At 68.5% G+C, this 21,352-nt stretch carries 19 protein-coding genes and 1 tRNA gene; 12 read left to right on the forward strand and 8 right to left on the reverse strand.

All coding sequences use genetic code 11. The features are described from left to right. Positions 1-83 precede the first annotated feature (83 nt). Positions 84-1,286 (forward strand): 4-hydroxybenzoate 3-monooxygenase, encoded by a 1,203-nt coding sequence (gene pobA / locus PMI14_RS09320; protein WP_007853177.1) that lies wholly within the window; start codon positions 84-86, stop codon positions 1,284-1,286. A gap of 83 nt (positions 1,287-1,369) precedes the next feature. Further along, positions 1,370-3,136 carry an alkaline phosphatase gene (locus PMI14_RS09325; RefSeq protein WP_035203019.1) on the forward strand — a complete coding sequence of 589 codons (1,767 nt, stop codon included), beginning with the start codon at positions 1,370-1,372 and terminating at the stop codon, positions 3,134-3,136. 253 nt (positions 3,137-3,389) lie between these two features. Here the strand turns inward: PMI14_RS09325 and purH are convergent, their stop codons facing one another. The 4 genes from purH to PMI14_RS09345 all read right to left on the reverse strand — a co-directional run bounded on the left by purH (position 3,390) and on the right by PMI14_RS09345 (position 7,066). Further along, positions 3,390-4,991 carry a bifunctional phosphoribosylaminoimidazolecarboxamide formyltransferase/IMP cyclohydrolase gene (purH, locus tag PMI14_RS09330; RefSeq protein WP_007853184.1) on the reverse strand — a complete coding sequence of 534 codons (1,602 nt, stop codon included), beginning with the start codon at positions 4,989-4,991 and terminating at the stop codon, positions 3,390-3,392. A gap of 94 nt (positions 4,992-5,085) precedes the next feature. Beyond that, the gene (locus PMI14_RS09335) at positions 5,086-5,319 is read right to left on the reverse strand and encodes a Fis family transcriptional regulator (protein ID WP_007853190.1); all 234 of its coding nucleotides are present in this window, start codon (positions 5,317-5,319) and stop codon (positions 5,086-5,088) included. After that, complete coding sequence (gene dusB, locus PMI14_RS09340) at positions 5,316-6,371, reverse strand: tRNA dihydrouridine synthase DusB (RefSeq protein WP_007853191.1); 1,056 nt, start codon at positions 6,369-6,371, stop codon at positions 5,316-5,318. Before dusB ends, PMI14_RS09335 begins: the two co-directional genes overlap by 4 nt. Positions 6,372-6,526: 155 nt before the next feature. Continuing rightward, positions 6,527-7,066, reverse strand: a complete 540-nt coding sequence (locus PMI14_RS09345) for a M15 family metallopeptidase (RefSeq protein ID WP_007853194.1) — start codon at positions 7,064-7,066, stop codon at positions 6,527-6,529. Between the two features lie 152 nt (positions 7,067-7,218). On the opposite strand from PMI14_RS09345, the gene PMI14_RS09350 reads away from it, so the two are divergent. Beyond that, a complete protein-coding gene (locus PMI14_RS09350) occupies positions 7,219-7,689 on the forward strand; it encodes a YqaA family protein (protein ID WP_007853195.1) in 471 nt (156 codons plus the stop codon). 4 nt (positions 7,690-7,693) lie between these two features. Here the strand turns inward: PMI14_RS09350 and PMI14_RS09355 are convergent, their stop codons facing one another. The 4 genes from PMI14_RS09355 to PMI14_RS09370 all read right to left on the reverse strand — a co-directional run bounded on the left by PMI14_RS09355 (position 7,694) and on the right by PMI14_RS09370 (position 12,270). Beyond that, complete coding sequence (locus PMI14_RS09355; RefSeq protein ID WP_007853197.1) at positions 7,694-8,980, reverse strand: diguanylate cyclase; 1,287 nt, start codon at positions 8,978-8,980, stop codon at positions 7,694-7,696. Between the two features lie 241 nt (positions 8,981-9,221). After that, positions 9,222-10,115 carry an EamA family transporter RarD gene (gene rarD, locus PMI14_RS09360; RefSeq protein ID WP_007853199.1) on the reverse strand — a complete coding sequence of 298 codons (894 nt, stop codon included), beginning with the start codon at positions 10,113-10,115 and terminating at the stop codon, positions 9,222-9,224. Positions 10,116-10,221: 106 nt separating this feature from the next. Then, entirely contained in the window at positions 10,222-11,316 is a 1,095-nt protein-coding gene (ychF, locus tag PMI14_RS09365) for a redox-regulated ATPase YchF (protein ID WP_007853201.1), read from the reverse strand. Positions 11,317-11,400: 84 nt separating this feature from the next. Then, the gene (locus PMI14_RS09370; RefSeq protein ID WP_007853204.1) at positions 11,401-12,270 is read right to left on the reverse strand and encodes an MOSC domain-containing protein; all 870 of its coding nucleotides are present in this window, start codon (positions 12,268-12,270) and stop codon (positions 11,401-11,403) included. A 91-nt stretch (positions 12,271-12,361) separates the two neighbouring features. Between PMI14_RS09370 and PMI14_RS09375 the strand changes: the two genes are divergently transcribed. From PMI14_RS09375 to PMI14_RS35300, 9 genes are all read left to right on the forward strand, one after another. Further along, entirely contained in the window at positions 12,362-13,495 is a 1,134-nt protein-coding gene (locus PMI14_RS09375) for an FAD-dependent monooxygenase (RefSeq protein WP_035203022.1), read from the forward strand. 73 nt (positions 13,496-13,568) lie between these two features. Continuing rightward, positions 13,569-14,300, forward strand: coding sequence for a DsbC family protein (locus tag PMI14_RS09380; RefSeq protein ID WP_007853206.1), 732 nt, complete (start codon positions 13,569-13,571; stop codon positions 14,298-14,300). A 113-nt stretch (positions 14,301-14,413) separates the two neighbouring features. Then, a complete protein-coding gene (locus tag PMI14_RS09385) occupies positions 14,414-16,201 on the forward strand; it encodes a M61 family metallopeptidase (protein ID WP_007853208.1) in 1,788 nt (595 codons plus the stop codon). 90 nt (positions 16,202-16,291) lie between these two features. Next, entirely contained in the window at positions 16,292-17,071 is a 780-nt protein-coding gene (locus tag PMI14_RS09390) for an enoyl-CoA hydratase (RefSeq protein WP_007853210.1), read from the forward strand. Positions 17,072-17,097: 26 nt separating this feature from the next. Then, positions 17,098-17,174: transfer RNA gene (locus PMI14_RS09395), tRNA-Met, on the forward strand. A 165-nt stretch (positions 17,175-17,339) separates the two neighbouring features. Further along, positions 17,340-17,786 (forward strand): hypothetical protein, encoded by a 447-nt coding sequence (locus tag PMI14_RS09400; protein WP_007853211.1) that lies wholly within the window; start codon positions 17,340-17,342, stop codon positions 17,784-17,786. A gap of 104 nt (positions 17,787-17,890) precedes the next feature. Then, positions 17,891-19,231: a tRNA (N6-isopentenyl adenosine(37)-C2)-methylthiotransferase MiaB gene (gene miaB, locus PMI14_RS09405; protein WP_007853214.1), complete on the forward strand. Its 1,341-nt coding sequence runs from the start codon at positions 17,891-17,893 to the stop codon at positions 19,229-19,231. Between the two features lie 16 nt (positions 19,232-19,247). Beyond that, positions 19,248-20,711 carry a HAMP domain-containing sensor histidine kinase gene (locus PMI14_RS09410; protein ID WP_007853215.1) on the forward strand — a complete coding sequence of 488 codons (1,464 nt, stop codon included), beginning with the start codon at positions 19,248-19,250 and terminating at the stop codon, positions 20,709-20,711. Next, positions 20,701-21,351 carry a hypothetical protein gene (locus PMI14_RS35300; RefSeq protein WP_007853216.1) on the forward strand — a complete coding sequence of 217 codons (651 nt, stop codon included), beginning with the start codon at positions 20,701-20,703 and terminating at the stop codon, positions 21,349-21,351. The genes PMI14_RS09410 and PMI14_RS35300 overlap by 11 nt, the downstream gene beginning before the upstream one ends. The last annotated feature ends 1 nt before the right edge of the window (position 21,352 follow it).

Genomic DNA, 21,352 nt, shown 5'->3' on the forward strand with positions numbered 1-21,352 from the left:
GACCTGCATCAACCTACGCTTGCGCCATGCCTTCGAGCCGGTGCTCGGGGCCTTCACTTTCCCCAGCTTTGCGAGGTTCCCCCATGCGTACCCAGGTTGCCATCATCGGCGCCGGCCCGGCCGGTCTGCTGCTCGGCCAGTTGCTGCACACATCCGGCATCGACGCCGTCATCATCGAGCAGCGCAGCGCCGACTACGTGCTCGGCCGCATCCGCGCCGGTGTGCTCGAACAGGTCACCATGGACCTGCTGGAAAAAGCCGGCGTGAGCGCCCGCGCCCATGCCCAGGGCCTGCCGCACGACGGCATCGAGCTGCTGTTCAAGGGCCAGCGCCACCGCATCGACCTGCATGCGCTGTCCGGCGGCAGCCGCGTCACGGTGTACGGCCAGACCGAGGTCACGCACGACCTGATGGATGCGCGCGCCGCCGCGGGCCTTACCACCGTGTACGAGGCCGGTAACGTGAGCGTGCACGATTTCGACGGCGGCAAGCCGCGCGTGACCTACGAGAAGGATGGCCAGACGCACGAGATCAGCTGCGACTTCATCGCTGGCTGCGACGGCTACCACGGCGTGTGCCGCGCCAGCGTGCCGGCCGATGCGCTCAAGACCTACGAGCGTGTCTACCCCTTCGGCTGGCTGGGCGTGCTGGCCGACGTGCCGCCCGTCTCGCACGAGCTGATCTACGCCAACACCGAGCGCGGCTTCGCGCTGTGCAGCATGCGCAGCACCACGCGCAGCCGCTACTATCTGCAGGTGCCCGACACAGACAAGGTCGAGAACTGGAGCATCGACCAGTTCTGGGCCGAACTGGGCAACCGGCTGGACCCCGAGGCGCGCGACAACCTGGTGACCGGTCCGGCGCTGGAAATGAGCATCGCCCCGCTGCGCAGCTTCGTCGCCGAGCCCATGCGCTTCGGCCGCCTGTTCCTCGCGGGCGACGCGGCCCACATCGTGCCGCCCACGGGCGCCAAGGGCCTGAACCTGGCGGCCAGCGACGTGGGCTACCTATGGAATGCCTTCGCCGACTACTACGGCGACCGGTCGAGCGCCGGCATCGACACCTACTCCGACCGCAGCCTGCGCCGCGTCTGGCGCGCCGAGCGCTTCTCGTGGTGGTTCACCTCGCTGATGCACCGTTTCCCGGACACCGGCGAGTTCGGGCAGAAGATGCAGGAGGCCGAGCTCGACTACCTGATCCATTCGCGCGCCGCATCGACTGCGCTGGCCGAGAACTACGTGGGCTTGCCCATGGACTTCGGGGCCGCCACGCCACACGGGCGCTGACGGCGGGGTGGCCGTTCATCGGTCCGTCACACCGCCATGCGAGCCTTGGCGGATACCAACGGACACCAATGGACCACCCCACCATGAGCCACCCTCCCCACGATCCCCGACGCCCGCTGACCAACCTGCTGCAGGCCGGCACGCCCGAAGAGGACGCGCAGAGCAGCCGGCGCAACTTCGTGCGCCAGCTGGCCCTGGGCGCCGCGGCGCTGGGCACCCTGCCGCTGGCTGCCTGCGGCGGCAGCGACAGCCCGCCCGAGGTGCGCTTCGACCACGGCGTGGCCAGCGGCGACCCCCTGGGCGACCGCGTCATGCTGTGGACGCGCGTCACCCCACCGGCCAACCACGGTGAGGACATCCCCGTGCGCTGGGAGGTGGCCAGCGATGCCGCCTTTGCCAACCTGGTGGCCCAGGGCACGGCATCGGCCACGGCAGCCCGCGACTTCACCGTCAAGGTCGATGCCACCGGCCTCAAGCCCGCCACCACCTACCACTACCGCTTCACGGCCTACGCCAGCACCTCGCCGGCGGCGCGCACGCGCACCCTGCCAGCGGGCGGCGTGGCGCAGGTGCGGCTGGCGGTGTTCTCGTGCGCCAACTACCCGACGGGCTACTTCAACGTCTACGCCGACGCGGCCCGCCGCAACGACCTCGATGCCACGGTGCACCTGGGCGACTACCTGTATGAATACGCCCGTGGCGGCTATGCCTCCGCCAACGCCGGGGCCCTGGGCCGCCTGGCACAGCCCGCGGGCGAGATCCTGTCGCTGGCCGACTACCGCACGCGCCACGCCCAGTACAAGACCGACCCCGACCTGCAGGCCCTGCACGCGGCGGCCCCCATGATCGCCGTGTGGGACGACCACGAGATCACCAACGACACCTGGGCCAACGGGGCCGAGAACCACCAGAGCGCCACCGAAGGCAGTTTCGCGGCGCGCAAGGCGGCGGCGATGCAGGCCTACCACGAGTGGATGCCCACGCGCAACGCGCAGCCCGAGCTGATCTACCGCAGCTTCGCGTTTGGCGACCTGGTGGCGCTGCACATGCTCGATACGCGCGTGATCGGGCGCGACGAACAGGCCGACTACACCCGCTTCTTCACGGCCAGCGGCTTCGACGCCGCCGGCTTCACGGCCGCCGTGGGCTCCCCCACGCGCCAGCTCATGGGCGCCACGCAGACCCAGTGGCTGCAGCAACAGATGGCTGCATCGAGCGCCACCTGGCAGGTGCTGGGCCAGCAGGTGCTGATGGGCCGCATGAACATCCCCGCACCCATCCTCATCGACACCATGCAGCCCGGGGCCGGCGTGAGCGTGTCCCAGTACGCAGCGATCGTCGCCAAGGCGCAGACGGCCCCTGCCACGCTGACCGCCACCGAAAAGGGTGTGCTGGCCCAGCCGTCGATCCCCTACAACCTCGATGCCTGGGACGGCTACCAGGCCGCACGCGAGACCGTGCTGGGCATGGCACGCGGCCTGAACAAGAACCTGGTGGTGCTCTCGGGCGACACGCACAACGCCTGGGCCAACGAGCTGGCCGACATGGGCGGCAACGCCGTGGGCGTGGAGTTCGCCACCTCGTCCGTCACCTCGCCGGGCTTCGAGGAGTACCTGCCCAAGGAAAACCCGGCCGTGCTGGCCGGCGCTCTGCAGCAGCTGATCCAGCCGCTCAAGTACTGCGACACCTCGCGCCGCGGCTACATGCTGCTCACCGCCACGGCCACCGAATGCCGCGCCGACTGGGTCTACGTGAACACCATCACCAGCCGTGGCTACACCGCCAGCACCGGCAAGTCGCTCAAGGTATTGGCCGGCGCCGCCGGCCGCGGACGCATCGTGCAGGCTTGATAAACACCCCCTGAGCCGCTTCGCGTCTTCACCCCTCTCTCGACTCGCTGCGCGATTCGGGAGGGGGGCGCCCCCAGTGCACTCAAGCGAAGCGCCGCCTACGCGGCTTGGCGGCCCTTGCACGGGGGCGCTGGTCTAGGTCGCGCCCAGCTCGTGCGCTGCGGGTGGCGCGCAGCGCGGACCCAAATAGGAAAGGCGGCCCGGCCGCCTTTCCTCGTGGTGAGAGGGCGATGCCGATGGCATCGCCACCGACTCAGTGCCGGAAGTGGCGCACGCCGCTGAACACCATGGACACGCCGCGCTCGTTCGCGGCATCGATGACTTCGTTGTCGCGCATGGAGCCGCCGGGCTGGATCACGCAGGTGGCGCCGGCATCGACCACGACATCCAGGCCGTCACGGAAGGGGAAGAAGGCGTCGCTGGCCACCACGGTGCCCTGCAGGCTCAGGTTGGCATGGCCGGCCTTGATGCTGGCGATGCGCGCCGAATCGAGGCGGCTCATCTGGCCGGCGCCCACGCCCATGGTCATGCCGCCCTTGCAGAAGACGATGGCGTTGCTCTTGACGTACTTGGCCACCTTCCACGCGAACAGCAGGTCTTCCATCTCTTCGAGCGTGGGTTGCTTCTGGGTCACGACCTTGAGGTCGATCAGCGACAGCTCATGGTTGTCGGCGGTCTGCAGCAGCAGGCCCGAGCCGATGCGCTTGGCATCCATGGCATTGCGGCCACGCTGCCAGTCGGTGCTGCCGCCATGCGCGGGCAGCGCGATCTTGAGCAGGCGCACATTGGCCTTGGCCTTGAAGACCTCGAGCGCCTCGGCCGTGAAGTCGGGTGCCATCAGCACCTCGACGAACTGCTTGGAGATCTGCTGCGCGGCCTTGCCGTCCACCGGGCGGTTGAAGGCGATGATGCCGCCGAAGGCGCTGGTGGGGTCGGTCTGGAAGGCCTTGCTGTAGCTGTCCAGCGCGTCCAGGCCCACGGCCACGCCGCAGGGGTTGGCATGCTTGACGATGACGCAGGCCGGGATCTCGAAGCTCTTGACGCATTCCCACGCGGCATCGGCGTCGGCGATGTTGTTGTACGACAGTTCCTTGCCCTGCAGTTGCACGCCGGTAACCAGCGAGCCGGGCGCGGGGTGCAGGTCGCGGTACAGCGCGGCCTGCTGGTGCGCGTTTTCGCCGTAGCGCAGGTCCTGCACCTTGGTGAAGATGCCGTTGCTCTGGCCGGCGAACTGGGCACGGGTGGGCACGTAGGTTTCCGAGAGCTTCTCTTCCTCGAAGGTGACGGAGGAGAGGTAGTCGCTGATCGCTCCGTCGTACTGGGCGATGCGGTTGAAGGCGGCCACCGACAGCGCGAAGCGCAGCTTGTCGGAGAGCTTGCCCGCGGCCTTGAGCTCGGCCAGCACGGCGGGGTACTGCGAGGCGTCGGTCAGCACGCCCACGTCCTTCCAGTTCTTGGCGGCGCTGCGCACCATGGCGGGGCCGCCGATGTCGATGTTCTCGATGGCATCGGCCAGCGTGCAGCCGGCCTTGGCCACGGTGGACTCGAAGGGGTAGAGGTTGACCACCAGCAGGTCGATGGTGTCGATGCCGTGCTCCTTGAGCGCCGCCATGTGCTCGGGCAGTTCGCGGCGCGCCAGCAGGCCGCCGTGCACCTTGGGGTGCAGGGTCTTCACGCGGCCATCGAGCATTTCGGGGAACTGGGTGACCTCGGCCACCTCGGTCACGGGCAGGCCCTTGTCGGCGAGCAGCTTGGCCGTGCCTCCGGTGGACAGCAGCCTGATGCCCAGCGCATGCAGCGCCTCTGCAAATTCAACGATGCCGGTTTTGTCGGAGACGGAAAGAAGTGCGTTCATGGCGGGTCGGTAAGGGAGTTTGGAATCGGGTGGTGTGCAGTTGCCGGCAACTGCACCGGTGGCAAAGGGCTCCGGCAAGCACCGGTGCCGAGGATCAGAGCAGTTTGTGTTCGACCAGCTTCTTGCGCAGCGTGTTGCGGTTCAGGCCCAGCCATTCGGCGGCGCGCGACTGGTTGTTCTCGGCCTGCTGCATCACGACCTCCAGCAGCGGGCGTTCGACCACACGCACCAGCATGTCGTACATGCCATCGGGCGTCTCGCCGCCCAGGTCGCGAAAGTAGCCCTGCAGGCTCTCACGCACGCATTCTTCAATATGTTTCTTGCTCATGCAGCCAATCCCTCTTGTTCTTCGCTGGGGTCTGCGTCGGCGGCCAGTGTGCTGGCAGCGGGAAAGCGGTCCATCTGCTGCGCCAGCGCATCCAGATAGTCCGCCACCGCCTGCCACTGGGCCGCGCAGTCCTCTATGGTGTTGATGTGTTGTCGAAAGGCTTCGCCGCCCGGCATGGAACGCAGGTACCAGGCAATGTGCTTGCGCGCACTGCGCACCCCGGTCAGCTCGCCATACAGGCGGTAGTGGTCGTGCAGATGCTCCAGCAGCAGGCGTCGCACCTCGGCCACCAACGGTGGCGCCAGGTGTTCGCCTGTGGCCAGGAAATGCCCGATCTCGCGGAAGATCCACGGCCGTCCCTGGGCCGCGCGACCGATCATGATCGCGTCGGCCCCGGTGGCGGCCAGCACCTCGCGCGCCTTCTCGGGCGAGGTGATGTCGCCGTTGGCCACCACCGGCACGCGCACCGCGGCCTTCACGGCGGTGATGGTGTCGTACTCGGCATGGCCCTTGTAGCCCTGCTCGCGCGTGCGCCCGTGCACCGTGAGCATCTGGATGCCCACGGACTCGAACTGGCGCGCCAGCGCAACGGCATTCTTGTGCTCCTGGCACCAGCCGGTGCGCATCTTGAGCGTGACGGGCACCCGGTGCGGCGCACAGGCCTCGACCACCGCCTGCGCGATGGACACGGCCAGGGCCTCGTCCTGCATCAGGGCAGAACCGGCCCACTTGTTGCACACCTTCTTGGCCGGGCAGCCCATGTTGATGTCGATGATCTGCGCGCCGCGCTCCACGTTGTAGACCGCGGCCTCGGCCATCATCTGCGCCTCGGTGCCGGCGATCTGCACGGCAATGGGCCCAGGCTCCCCTTCGTGGTTGGCCCGGCGCGAGGTCTTGAGGCTGTTCCACAGGTCCTTGCGCGAGGTCACCATTTCGCTCACGGCGTAGCCCGCCCCCAGCGCCTTGCACAGCTGGCGGAAGGGCCGGTCCGTGACGCCCGCCATCGGGGCGACGAACAGCTGGTTCGCCAAAGGAATGTGGCCAATGTGCATGGAAGGGATGGGGGTGCGCGAATGCCGCGAATGCCGAAAAAGGAGGCAGGATTGTACCTGCTTAAAATTTCAGCAAATGAAATCTGCGCGACTTTTATCGGTGACTTATGCTGCACCGCAGCAAAGCCCTGCCGCCGCCCCCGGAGAGTGTCCGGTCAGCGGGCGGCGAGGTCGGTATCGCCGGCCTGTGCGGGCACGCCGCGCTGGGCATAGTGCCACCAGGCGTCGGGCAGGTTGTCGAACTGGTGGCGCGCCATCAGGGTGCGCAGCCACTGGCGGTTGTGGTGCACGTCCGGCGAGAAATTCTGGGTGGTCGCAGCCACCACGCCGGACGGCGTGCCCATGTCCACCTCGGCGCCATCGGCCAGGGGGCCACGCACGACCTTGCTGGCACGCAGGCCGTCGACCACGACCACCTGCACCACCCAGGCGCCGGTCTGGGCATGGCAGCGCGTCTTGAGCGCCATGCCCTGGGCCTTGAGGCCATCCTCCACGGAGCGCAGGGTGGCGGGCTGGCCAGTGGCACCGCAGCCGCGTTCATGCACCACGCTGGTGGCACCCGATGGCGCGGCGGCCGCTGGTTGGGGCACGGCGGCCTGGGGGCTTTGCACGCATGCGGCCAGCAACGCAGCCGCGGCCAGCGACAGCCAGGGGCTGCGGTGGGCTGCGGTGGGGGTGCGGGGAATGGTGTGCATGGGGCCTCCTGCTTGAGCGGTAGCGTCCATGAACGATACAAACGCCCCCTGCCGCGGGCCATGCGCGGATGGCGCGCACCGGTGTAGGACGGAGCCTTCACCCGGTTTCGGGCGTGTGGGCCGCGCCTAAACTCCGGTGCATGGAAATATGGATGCACCAGCTGATGCAATGGCTGGCACTGCCGCAGTTCGGCCTGAGCACGGTCTTCGTCGTCTCGTTCATTTCGGCGACGCTGCTGCCGCTGGGCTCCGAGCCGGCGGTTTTCGGCCTCATCAAGCTCAACCCGGAGATGTACTGGCCCGCCATCCTCGTGGCGACGGTGGGCAACACCCTGGGCGGCGGGGTCAGCTGGTGGATGGGCCTGGGGGCCCACAAGGCCGTGGACAAGGCCCGCGGCCATGCCACCAACGTGCGCGCACTGGCATGGCTGGAACGCTTCGGCGCGCGCGCCTGCCTGCTCAGCTGGCTGCCCGTGGTGGGCGACCCGCTGTGCGCCGTGGCCGGCTGGCTCAAGCTGCCGTTCTGGCCCTGCCTGGCCTACATGGCGGTGGGCAAGTTCATGCGCTACCTGGTGATGACCACCGTGCTGCTGCACTTCATGCCGGGGCAGCTGGGCACGTGACCGGTCAGGGCGCGGGTGTGCCCAGGAAGTCCTTTTCGGAGCCCAGCGGCGTGATGGACGAATCGCCCTTGGAGACCGGCTCCTCCACCACCACCTGGTTGCGCCCGCCTTCCTTGGCCATGTACATGGCGGTGTCGGCACGCGAGAAGAATTCGAGCACCGACTCGCCCAGAATGTACTGCGTGACGCCGATGGACACCGAGACGCGGCTCTTGAGGGCACCGGTCCAGGCATGCGACTCGACATGCGCGCGGATGCGCTCGCAGGTGTTGAGCGCGGGCAGCAGCGAGGTGCCCGGGAAGATCAGCAGAAACTCCTCGCCGCCGTAGCGCCCGAAGATGTCGCCGGCGCGCACATTGTCCTGCGCCACGCGCGAGAAGGTGCGCAGCACCTCATCACCACCCAGGTGGCCCAATTCGTCGTTGATGCGCTTGAAGTGGTCCAGGTCGATCACCGCCAGGCACAGCGGGATGCCGCTCTCGTCGGCGAGCTGCTTTTGCTCTTCGAGCGCGGCCACCGTGTAGCGCCGGTTGAAGCAGCCCACCAGGGTGTCGCGCTGGGCGTCTTCCTGGATGTTGCGGATCTTGCGGCTGGCGCGGTGCAGCACGCGGTGCAGCTTCTGCACCTTGCCGATCAGGAGGATGAAGGCCGGCAGCGCCAGCGCCAGCGCCAGCCAGTGCGCCAATTCGAGCCGCAGCAGCGCAGCGTTGTCCTGCTCGGCATAGTGCACGGCAATCACCAGGGCGTAGCCTCCCATCAGCATGCCGGCCAGCGCCATCAGCGCGCGGCCCGAGACCCGGTACATGGCATAGGCCACGACGATGAAGGCGAAGGGCGCCATCAGGATCTGCAGGATCGGGTCGAGGTAGCAGATCAGCAGCAGACCCGCGCAGGCCACCATGGCGATGGGCAGCTTGAGCTGCTTGTCCTTGGCACGGTGGTGCAGTCCGAGCGCGAAGGCCAGCGCGAAACCGGACACGCACACGGCCACCAGCGCCAGCGCGACGAACACCGTGCGCGCCTGCACCATGCCCAGCGCATGGAAGCCCAGCAGGGCCAGGAAGTACAGCGCGATCAGCCCGCTGGCCACCCACCAGCGCCGGGCTGCGGCACGGTCACGCGGCTGGCCGGCCAGGTCCATCTCGCGGCGCGAGAGGTGGCGCTGCGCCGCCGTCTCGTTGCTGGAGTCGTCGAACTCCAGGATGGCGTCCGTCAGGGGAAACGCGTCCGTATTGGCAAACAGCGGCTTCTTGCGCCCAAAGAGCGTCGTGAGGGGGGAGGTGGCGCCCATGGTGGTCTGTGCACTTACTTGTTGGGAACAGTTCGTTTTTCAGTCAATGGACAGCCACCAGGGCCGGCGCCCGCGAACGCCAGCCTGGCAGGTTCGCGGAGCCCGGACCGCACAGGCAGGGCGCACGCGCGCCGTGTCCTGGGGCCCCGATCAAGGGACCCGGTATTTTAGGTACGGGCCTGCGCGGCCACCCCCGTGTTTTCCAGTAGCAACGGCGCGCGCCGGCCCCCTGCGCCTTGGATCAGCGGCCGGGCGCCGCGGTGGCCGTGCCGGCACGCAGCTGCCACCAGCCCTCCAGGCTGTAGACGACCAATGCCGACCAGATAAGCACGAAGCCTGCCAGCCGGGAGGGCTGCAGGGGTTCGTGGAACAGCCAGACCCCCAGCGCGAACTGCAGGCTCGGCGAGATGTACTGCAGGATGCCCAGCGTGGCCAGGGGCAGCCGGCGGGCACCGGCGGCAAACAGCAGCAGCGGGATGGCCGTGAGCGGCCCCGCCAGCGCCAGCCAGCCGATGTGCACAGCATCGCCCTGCACCAGCACGCCCTGGCCTTGCCAGCCCCACCAGGCCATGGTGCCGAAGGCCAGGGGCGCGAGCATCAGCGTCTCCAGCGTCAGGCCTTCGAGCGCACCCAGTGGCGCCAGCTTGCGCAGCAGGCCGTAGACACCAAAAGTGAGCGCCAACACCAGCGCAATCCACGGCAGGCGGCCGGTCTGCACGGTGAGCCACAGAACGCCGGCGGCCGCCACGGCCACCGCCAGCCACTGCCCGCGCCGGGGCCGCTCGTGCAGGAAGAAGAAGCCCATGGCCACGTTGACCAGCGGCAGGATGAAGTAGCCCAGGCTGGCGTCCACCACATGCTGGTTCTGCACCGCCCACACATAGGTCAGCCAGTTGGATGAGAGCAGCAGCGCCGACAGCCCGAAGGCCAGCACCACCCGGGGCTGGCGCAGCAGCGCCGGCAGCCAGGCCCATTGCCGGCGCAGGCCCAGCACGGCGAGCAGGAACAACAGCGCCCAGGCGGTGCGGTGCACCACCACTTCGAGTGCCGGCACGTCGGCCACCTGGCGGAAGTACAGAGGCAAGAGGCCCCAGGCGACATAGGCCAGGCTGGCGTAGAGGATTCCGGTGTTCATGGAGATCGAGAGATCGGGCGCATAAAAAATCCCTGCAAGCCCAAGGCACTGCAGGGATGCGGGGCAGGCGCCAGGAGCGCCGGCCGGGGAATCAATCTGCCAGGGGTCAGACGTTGAACAGGAAGTTCAGCACGTCGCCGTCCTTGACCACGTATTCCTTGCCTTCGGCGCGCATCTTGCCTGCGTCCTTGGCACCCTGCTCGCCCTTGAGCGCGATGTAGTCGTCGAAGGCGATGGTCTGCGCGCGGATGAAGCCACGCTCGAAGTCACCGTGGATCACGCCGGCCGCCTGGGGCGCCGTGTCACCGATGTGGATGGTCCAGGCGCGCACTTCCTTCACGCCGGCGGTGAAGTAGGTCTGCAGGCCCAGGAGCTTGAAGGCGCCGCGGATCAGGCGGGCCAGGCCCGGCTCGCTCTGGCCCATCTCGGCCAGGAACATGTCGCGGTCCTCGTCGCCCATCTCGGCCATCTCGGCCTCCATCTTGGCGCAGATGGCCACCACGGGCGCGTTCTGGCTGGCGGCGTATTCCTTCAGGCGGTCCAGGAAGGGGTTGTTCTCGAAGCCGTCCTCGCTCACGTTGCCCACGAACATCGCGGGCTTGGCCGTGATCAGGCACAGCGACTTGAGCAGGGGCTGCTCTTCCTTGGTGATCTCGACCGAGCGCGCGGGCTTGCCTTCGTTGAGGGCGGCCTGGATGCGCGTGAGCAGGGCCACCAGCTTGGCGGCGTCCTTGTCGTTGCCCGACTTGGCGGCCTTGCTGTAGCGGTTGAGCGCCTTGTCCACGGTGCCCAGGTCGGCCAGGCACAGCTCGGTCTGGATGACCTCGATGTCCGAGATCGGGTCCACGCGGCCGGCCACGTGGATCACGTTGTCGTCCTCGAAGCAGCGCACCACGTTGACGATGGCATCGGTCTCGCGGATGTGGGCCAGGAACTGGTTACCGAGGCCTTCGCCCTGGCTGGCACCCGCCACCAGGCCCGCGATGTCCACGAACTCGACGATGGCCGGCACGATGCGCTCGGGCGTGATGATGCTGGCCAGCTGGGCCAGGCGCGGATCGGGCACCTCGACCACGCCCACATTGGGTTCGATGGTGCAGAACGGGTAGTTCTCGGCGGCGATGCCGGCCTTGGTCAGCGCGTTGAAGAGGGTGGACTTGCCGACGTTGGGCAGGCCCACGATGCCGCATTGGAGGCTCATGGCAGGGCTTTCTGGAATTCGGGAGACAAACCCCGATTTTACGGGCGCGCCGCGCGCCCCGCCCCACGCACCCCGGACAAGCCCTCAATCGAAGCGCAGATCGGCCGCCACGCGCTGGCCCACGCGCAGCACCTGGCCCGCGCCCTGGCGCACGATGGCGTTCATGCCGAAGGTGATGGCGCCATCCAGGCGCTTGTCCTGGCGGTAACTGCGCAGCGTGTCGCCCACGACCGGGGTGCTCTCGGCCGTGGCGGGGTCGATGTCGGGAATGGGGCAGCGTGCGCAGGGCTTGACGGGCACGAGCTGCAGCTCGCCGCCCTCGGCGTCGATGCGGATCTGGTCCACCCGGTCCTCGTCGTGGGCCTCGACACCGGCGAGCACCACGTTGGGGCGAAAGCGCTCGATGCCCACAGGGGCGTGGCCGGCCGCGGCCAGGCGCTCGTTGAGGCTGTCCATCGAAGCCTCACTGGCCACCAGCACCGGAAAGCCGTCGGCGAACTGGTTGGGCACCTCCACCCCGCCGGTCCAATCCATGCTGGACAGGCGGCGCACCTCGGGGTCGAAGCGCACCAGGCGGCAGGGCGTGCCCAGGAAGTCGGTGAACCACTGCGCGGCCACGGCGCCCATGTCCCAGGCGGGCACGGTGTCGCGCCAGACCGTCACGGTCATGGGTTCTTCCACCACATCGATGCCCACGTGCAGGGCCAGCATGCCGGGGGCGCGCAGCACCATCTCCTCGGTCTTGAGCTGGGGCCGGATCAGCGCCATGCGCGGCAGCTCGCGCTGGGTGATGAACTGGCCCTCGGGGTCCACCACCATCCAGGCGCGGTCCAGGTCCAGGCCGGTTTCGGTGAGCAATGCCTCGCGCACCTCGATGCCGGCACAGGACTTGATGGGGTAGACAAACAGGCGGGCAATGGTGCCCGACAGGTCGGATTCGGTGCTGAAGGTCACGCGCGGGGCTCCTGGAAAAGGACAAACGGGGGAAATGCCCGCAATTTTGCACTGCGCCCGAGGCCATGCCCCGGCTTCTACAATGGCCTGCATGGCGCAAACCTTTGATATCTGTATTCGCGGCGCGGGCATCGTGGGCCGCACCCTGGCCCTGCTGCTGGCGCGCGAACGCCTGCGGGTGGCCCTGGTGGCCGGCCCGGCCCCGGCGTCGGGCGGTCACTCCGATGTGCGTGCCTATGCACTCAACATGGCCTCGCGCCAGTTGCTCGAGGGCCTGCGCAGCTGGCCCGACGCAGCCCATGCCACAGCCGTGCGCTCCATGCAGGTGGCAGGCGACCAGGGCGGCGCGGTGTGCTTCGACGCGCAGGCGCAGGGCGTGGACGCGCTGGCCTGGATCGTGGACGTGCCAGCGCTGGAGGCCCGGCTGGCCGAGGCCGTGCGCTACCAGCCCCAGGTCGAGACGCTCAGCGAGCCGGTCGAGGCCGCGCTGACGGTGGCCTGCGAGGGCCGCGCCAGCCAGACCCGCACCGAATTCGGCGTGGACTTCGAGGTCACGCCCTATGAACAGCACGCCATTGCCACGCGCCTGGTGTGCGAACAGCCGCACGGCCAGGTGGCACGCCAGTGGTTTTTGCCCGACGGCATCCTGGCTTTTCTGCCCCTGGGCGGGCCCGAGGGGAACTCTGTGGCCGTCGTGTGGTCTGTGCAGAAGGAACAGGTGCCGGGTTTGCTGGCGCTGGCCCCCGAAGAATTCACGCAGCGCCTGGGGGGAGCGAGCCAGCGCGCGCTGGGCAGCCTGCAACTGGCCGGCGAGCGTGCCGCCTGGCCGCTGCAGCAGGCCCGGGCCAACCGCTGGTGCGGCGCCCTGCCCCCCAAGGGCAGGCAGCAGCGCAGTTTCGTGCTGGCCGGCGATGCGGCACACAACGTGCACCCGCTCGCGGGCCAGGGCCTGAACCTGGGTCTGGCCGACGCCCAGGCCCTGGCCGGGCTGCTGCACGGCCGCGACTACTGGCGCAGCGTGGCCGACCTGAAGCTGCTGCGCCGCTACGAGCGGGAACGCAAGACGGCGCTGCTGCCGATGGGACTGGCCACCGATGGGCTGCAGCAGCTGTTTGCCCGCCAGGACGGCCCCTGGCAGGCACTGCGCAACTGGGGCATGAAGGGTTTTGAGCACAGCGGACCGATCAAGCATTTCGTGGCCCGCCAGGCCATGGGGATCCACTGACCCACTTACCGGCAACCAAGGGCGGCGTTCATCCGCAGGCCCGCCACACCGAATCCAAGCGAACGAGAACACCATGAAACTGATTTCCACCGTGCTCGCAGGTACCGCACTGGCCCTGCTGGGCCTGTCGGCCATGGCCCAGGAAGCGGCCATCCGCAAGGCCCTGGCCGAGCGCATTCCGCAGATGAAGCAGATCGACGAGGTCAGCCCCACGGCCATGCAGGGGCTGTACGAGGTGCGCATCGGCACCGACGTGTTCTACACCGATGCCAAGGGCAACTACCTGATCCAGGGCGAGCTGATTGACACCAAGGCGCGGCGCAACCTGACCGAGGACCGCATCGCCAAGATCACGGCCGTGGACTTCTCGGCCCTGCCGATCAAGGACGCCTTCACCATCGTGCGCGGCGACGGCAAGCGCAAGGTGGCGGTGTTCGAGGACCCCAACTGCGGCTACTGCAAGCGCTTCGAGCGCGACATGCAGAAGGTGGACAACGTGACGGTCTACCTGTTCCTGTACCCCATCCTGAGCCCCGATTCGGCCGAGAAGTCGCGCAACATCTGGTGCGCCAAGGACAAGGTCGCCGCCTGGCAGGACATGATGGTGCGCGACAGGAATCCGGCGTCCGCCAGCTGCGACACCACGGCGCTGCAGCGCAACCTGGCCTTCGGCAAGAAGCACAAGATCACCGGCACGCCGACCCTGATCTTTGCCGATGGCATCCGCGTGCCGGGCGCCATTGGAGCGCCGGACGTGGAAAAGCGCCTGGCCGAAGCCGCCGCCGAGACCCCCACGACGAACTAGACCGCCCGCTGCGGGACGCGCCGGCCCCCGTGACCGGCCTCCCCTGATTTCGAACCGAGCGGGTCAGGCCCCTCCCCGAGGTGCCCCGCCCCACGCCACGCAAAGCACCGCCCATGGCCACCCAGCGCACCGAAGACACGCCCCACGCCCCCGTCCACTATCGCATCGAGCCGGCGGACCTCAACGCCCATCTGTTCTCGGTCACCCTCACGGTCGCGGCCCCGGCCGAGCGGCAGGAGCTGTCGCTGCCGGTCTGGATCCCCGGCAGCTACCTGGTGCGCGAGTTTTCCAAGAACCTGCAGCAGCTGCAGGCCCGCCAGGGCCGGCGCACGGTGCCCCTGGCCCAGCTCGAAAAGAACCGCTGGCAAGTGGAGTGCCGCCCCGGCCACCCCCTGGTGCTGAGCTACCAGGTTTGCGCCTACGACAACTCGGTGCGCACCGCCTGGCTCGATGCGGCGCGCGGCTTCTTCAACGGCACCAGCCTGTGCCTGCGCGTGCACGGCCAGGAGGACGGCGAGCACACGCTGGAGGTGGCCGCCACCACCGCCACGGCGCACTGGTCCGTCGCCACGGGACTCACGGCGCGGTCCACCGACAAGGCCGGCTTCGGCACCTATGCCGCCGCCCACTACGACGAGCTGGTGGACTGCCCGGTGGAAATGGGCACCTTCTGGAGCGGCCGCTTCACCGCCGGTGGCGTGGCGCACCGCTTCGTGGTGGCAGGGGCAGCGCCCTCGTTCGACGGCAAGCGCCTGCTGGCAGACACGCAGAAGATCTGCGAGACGGCCATCGCCTTCTGGCATGGCGACAAGGGCAAGGCGCCGTTCAAGAGCTACCTGTTCATGCTCAACGCCGTGGGCGACAGCTATGGCGGGCTGGAGCACATCAACTCCACCGCCCTCATCTGCGGCCGGCGCGACCTGCCGCGCCAGGGCGAGGCCCGCGCCAGCGATGGCTACACCACGCTGCTGGGCCTGATCAGCCACGAGTATTTCCATACCTGGAACGTCAAGCGCCTGCGCCCCACCGAGCTGGCCCGCTACGACTACGGCCAGGAGAACTACACACAGCTGCTGTGGTTCTTCGAGGGCTTCACGAGCTACTACGACGACCTGCTGCTGCGCCGCGCGGGTCTGATCGACGACGCCACCTACCTGCGGCTGATCACCAAGACCGTCAACCAGGTGCTGCAGACCCCCGGGCGCCACGTGCAGACGGTGGCCCAGGCCAGCTTCGATGCCTGGGTCAAGTACTACCGCCAGGACGAGAACACGCCCAACTCCACGGTGAGCTACTACACCAAGGGCTCGCTCGTGGGCCTGTGCCTGGACCTGGCGCTGCGCCGCGACGGCAAGACCACGCTGGACGAGGTGATGCGCGCGCTGTGGAAGCGCACCGAAGGCGGCCCCATGGCGGAAGCCGACCTGCGCGCGGTGCTCAAGGCGCTGGCGCACCGTTCTTTCGACGCCGAGATCGATGCCTGGGTGCACAGCACGGCCGAGCTGCCGCTGGCCGAGCTGCTGGGCGCGCACGGCGTGCTGCTCAAGGCCGAGCGCCCGCAGCTGGCCCAGCGCCTGGGCCTGCGCGTGGCAGAGAACCACAGCGTGCAGGTCAAGACCGTGCTGCGCGGCGGCGCCGCCGAGAAGGCCGGGCTGGCCGCAGGCGACGAGTGGCTGGGCGTGCTGGTGGATGGACAGGGCTGGCGCGTGCAGAAGCTCGACGACGTGGCCTTCTATGCCGGCACCGAGCACAAGCTGCAGGCCGTGGTGGCGCGCGATGGGCGCCTGCTGCACCTGCCGCTGGTGCTGCCGCCCGATGGCGCCGACCGCAAGGCGGCCCTGCCCGACACCATCAGCCTGGGCGTGACCAACAGCGCCGCCGTTGGCCGCTGGCTGGGTTGAGCCCGGCCGCGCAAAGCGCCTGTCGCTTGGGTATAGTCGTCCGACCCCGGCACGCTGCCCCCTGATAACTACCGAAGGAGATCCGATTCCATGGCCTACGAAACCATTGAAGTGCGCACCGAAGCCGAGAAGGTCGGCATCGTCACGCTCAACCGCCCCAAGCAGCTCAACGCGCTCAACGACCAGCTGATGAACGAGCTGGGCGAGGCCCTCAAGGCCTTCGACGCCGACGAGAAGATCGGCTGCGTCATCGTCACCGGCAGCGAGCGTGCGTTCGCCGCCGGTGCCGACATCGGTGCCATGGCCAAGTACAGCTTCGCCGACACCTACAAGGGCGACTACATCACGCGCAACTGGGAGACCATCCGCTCCATCCGCAAGCCAGTGATCGCGGCCGTGAGCGGCTTCGCCCTGGGCGGCGGCTGCGAGCTGGCGATGATGTGCGACTTCATCATCGCGGCCGACAACGCCAAGTTCGGCCAGCCCGAGATCAAGCTCGGCGTGATCCCCGGCGCCGGCGGCACGCAGCGCCTGCCACGCGCGGTGGGCAAGTCCAAGGCCATGGACATGGCCCTCACCGGCCGCATGATGGACGCCGCCGAAGCCGAGCGCGCCGGGCTGGTGAGCCGCGTCGTGCCCTTCGACAAGCTGGCCGACGAGGCCCTGGGCGCCGCCCTGGTCATCGCGGGCTTCTCGCAGATCGCCGTGATGGCCGCCAAGGAGTCGGTCAACCGCGCCTTCGAAGGCAGCCTGTCGGACGGCGTGATGTTCGAGCGCCGCCTGTTCCACGCCCTGTTCTCCACCCAGGACCAGAAGGAAGGCATGGACGCCTTCGTGAACAAGCGCCCCGCGAACTTTACACACCAATAATTTTTGTTCTATAATTTCAGTCTTGCGGTGGTATAGCTCAGTTGGTTAGAGCGCAGCATTCATAATGCTGATGTCGGTGGTTCAAGTCCACCTACCACCACCAAATCTGAAAACCCGTAACGCCCAGGCGTTGCGGGTTTTTTCTTTGTGCGAGCGTTGTTTCGGCGCACGCCCCGGGAAGTAAGACCTTGTTCACAGGGGCTTTCAGCGGGGCGCCGGCCGGTAAAATCGCCTCCCCACCTTGGCCTACAGCCTCTGGATACACACCATGAACCGCTGCACCCCTGCCCCGACCTCCACCACCCGCCAGGGCCGATCCCTGCGCAGCCTGGCCGCCGCCGGCCTGGCCGCACTGCTGTGCTCCGCCGCCCCGGTACAGGCCCAGCAGGTGCCCGGCGGCATGGGCGAAATGCGCAATTTCCCCGACGCCTCCCTGCGCGGCAACCTGACCGTGCTGGCAGGCTCGCAGGCCACGCTCAACGGCAACCCCATCCGCATGGCGCCGGGCATGCGCCTGTTCACGCCGCAGAACACGCTGGTCATGCTGCACACAGTGCAGGGCCAGACCTTCAAGGTCAACTACCTGGTCGAGAACAGCACGGGCATGCTGCTGTCGGCCTGGATCCTGACCCAGGGCGAAGCCGCCCAGCCGCGCAAGGGCGCGGACGGCATCCAGTTCAACTTCCGCACCGAGTCGGACCCGGTCAAGAAATAAGCCGGATACCGGCGGCCCCACAAGGCCACCCACCGCCCCGCCCTGCCCCCAGCGGCCGCCCCACGCGCGCCGCCGCATCCCCATTCGGACACGAGATTCACGCCATGGCCAAAAAAGTCTTCATCAAAACCTTCGGCTGCCAGATGAACGAGTACGACTCGGACAAGATGGCCGACGTGCTCCACGCGGCACAGGGCTACGAGCCCACGCAGAACGCCGAGGAGGCCGACCTGATCCTGTTCAACACCTGCTCGGTGCGCGAGAAGGCGCAGGAGAAGGTATTCAGCGACCTGGGCCGCTTCAAGCACCTGAAAGCACGCGGCGTGAAGATCGGCGTGGGCGGCTGCGTGGCCAGCCAGGAGGGCGCCGAGATCATCAAGCGCGCGCCCTACGTGGACGTGGTCTTCGGCCCCCAGACCCTGCATCGCCTGCCCGAGCTGCTGAACCAGCGCGAGCGCCTGGACCGCCCGCAGGTGGACATCAGCTTTCCCGAAATCGAGAAGTTCGACCACCTGCCTCCGGCGCGGGTCGAGGGCGCGAGCGCCTTCGTCTCCATCATGGAAGGCTGCAGCAAGTACTGCAGCTACTGCGTGGTGCCCTACACGCGCGGCGAGGAGGTCAGCCGCCCCTTCGACGACGTGCTGGTGGAAGTCGCGGGCCTGGCCGACCAGGGCGTCAAGGAGATCACGCTGCTCGGCCAGAACGTGAACGCCTACCTGGGCAAGATGGGCGGCACCGCCGAGATCGCCGACTTCGCGCTGCTATTGGAGTATGTGGCCGAGATCCCCGGGATCGAACGCATCCGCTACACCACCAGCCACCCCAACGAGTTCACGCCGCGCCTGATCGCGGCCTACGCCAGCATCCCCAAGCTGGTCAACCACCTGCACCTGCCGGTGCAGCACGGCAGCGACCGCATCCTGATGGCCATGAAGCGCGGCTACACGGCCATGGAGTACAAGAGCACGGTGCGCAAGCTGCGCGCCATCCGCCCCGACCTGGCCATGAGCAGCGATTTCATCGTCGGCTTCCCCGGCGAGACCGAGGACGACTTCAACAAGATGATGAAGCTGATCGACGACATCCACTTCGACAACAGCTTCAGCTTCATCTTCAGCCCGCGCCCCGGCACGCCCGCCGCCGGCCTGCACGACGACACACCGCACGACGTGAAGCTGCGCCGCCTGCAGCACCTGCAGTCCGTGGTCAACGCCAACATCAAGTCCATCAGCGAAAGACGCGTGGGCACGGTGCAGCGCATCCTGGTGGAAGGCGCCTCCAAGCGCGACGCCACCGAGCTCATGGGCCGCACCGAGTGCAACCGCGTGGTCAACTTCGTGGGCCAGCCGCGCCTGGTGGGCCAGATGGTGGACGTGACCATCACCGAAGCCAAGGCCTACACCCTGCGCGGCGAGGTCCTGACCTACGAAACCGCTGCGGCCTGAGCTCACGGCAGCCCCGATGGCGGACACCAGCACGGCGCCCCCCGCAGCCGATCCCGGCAGGAACCGCCTGCATGGCCTGTCCTTCCAGCAACTGCTGCTGCTGGCCTTTCTGCTGATCGCGGGGCTGCTCGGCGCCAGCTCGCTGGGCGCCCTGTACTCGCTGGAACAGCTCATGGTGCAAAGCCGCGAGGGCGCCGTGCAGGCCACGCGCCTGAGCGCCGCCGCCCAGGCCCTGGGCCAGCGCGGGCAGACCATGGAGCGCGCGGCGCGGCAATCGCTGGTGCTGGGCGATGCGCAGCTGCGCCGCGGCTTCGACGACATCGCGCGCGACGCCCAGCAGACCCTGCAGCAGCTGCAGGAGGGCGGGCTTGCGGCCAGGCATGTGGCGCAGTGGCGCGCGCACCTGGCCACGGTGCAGTCGCTCATGGCAGCGCCGGCCGCCGTATCGCTGGAGAACGAACGCGCTGTAGCCGAGGAGTTCGCCTCGCTCGACACGCTGAACAACGCCATCGTGCAGGCCATGCAGGAGCTCAATGCCGAGCGCAACAGCGCCCTGCAGGCCAAGGTCGACGCCAGCCGCCGCGAGGTCACGCACCAGGTGGTGGGCGTGATCGTGCTGGCGCTGGTGCTGGCCCTGTCCTTCGGCATCTGGCTGGCGCGGCCGTTCAAGCGGCTCGAAGGGGCCATCCGCCTGCTTGGCGAGAACGACCTGGAGCAGCCCATCCAGATCAGCGGCCCGGCCGACGTGCGCCGTGTGGGCCTGCAGCTCGAATGGCTGCGTCTGCGCCTCCTGGAACTCGACTCGGACAAGGCGCGCTTTCTGCGCCATGTGTCGCACGAGCTCAAGACGCCCCTGGCCTCGATGCGCGAGGGCGTGGCCTTGCTGCAGGACGGCGTGACCGGCGAGCTCAACCCCGGGCAGCAGGAGGTCGCGCAGATCCTGCACCACAACACGATCGTGCTGCAAAACGAGATCGAGGCGCTGCTGCGCTTCAACGCCGCCGCCTTCGAGGCCCGGCAACTGCACCGCCGCGACACCGACCTGCTGGCGCTGCTGGAGGCCCAGGTCGAATCGCAGCGCCTGCAGTGGCAGGCCCGCGGCCTGCGCGTGCTGGTGCAGGGCGCGCCCGTGTCGCTGGCGCTCGACGGCGACAAGATCGCCTCGGCCATCGGCAACCTGCTGTCCAATGCCATCCGCTTCTCGCCCAAGCAGGGCACGGTGCGCCTGTCGGTGTCCAAGGTGCCGGGCCGGGTGCGCATCGACGTCGTCGACCAGGGCCCGGGCGTGGCCCCGGCCGACCGGCCCCATGTCTTCGAGCCCTTCTACCGCGGTGCGCGCCAGCCCGAGGATGCCGTGCGCGGCACCGGGGTCGGCCTGTCCATCGTCCAGGAATACATCGGCGCCCACGGCGGCCGGGTGGAACTGGTGGAAGATGGCGACCAATCCTTCTTTCGCATCGAATTGCCCCATGCCTCCTAGCCTGTCCCCCTCCCGTGCAGCGCGGTGCCAGATCGGTGCGCTGGTGCTGGCACCCGCAGCGCTGCTGGCCGCCTGCATCCACACACCGCCCGCGGACAAGACACCGCCGGCCCCCGTGGCCGTGGTGGTGCCCGCGCCCCTGCCGGTGGCGCCACCGCCCGCCGAGCCGCCCCGCGAAGCCGCCTCGCAGGCCAGCGCGCCGGTGCCCGAGGTATCCCAGATCACCCAGGCGCTGGCCTATGCCGACCGCGTGCAGCGCATGCCCCCCGCCGAGCTGGGCCGCGAAATCGCCCGCCTGGGCGAGGCCGAGGACACGCTGGCCGCCAGCCCCTTGAACCTGGCGCTGGCACTGGCCCAGACACGCCAGCCCGTGGACACGGCCCGCGCCCTGGCGCAGGTGCAACGCCTGCTGGGCCACAACGACCCCGCCATGCAGCCCCTGCAGCCCCTGGCCCGCCTGCTGGAAGCGCGGCTGCTGCAGCAGCGCCGGCTGGAGGAGCAACTGGAGCGGCAGGCCCAGCAGCTGCGCGATGCCCAGCGCCGCACCGAGCAGCTCAACGAACGCCTGGAAGCCGTGCGCGCCATCGAGCGCAGCATGACCGCCCGGCCCCCCACCCCCACCGCCAGCGAGACCCGCTGAA

It is taken from the genome of Acidovorax sp. CF316 (genome assembly GCF_000276605.1).
Classification (GTDB): Bacteria; Pseudomonadota; Gammaproteobacteria; order Burkholderiales; family Burkholderiaceae_C; genus Acidovorax.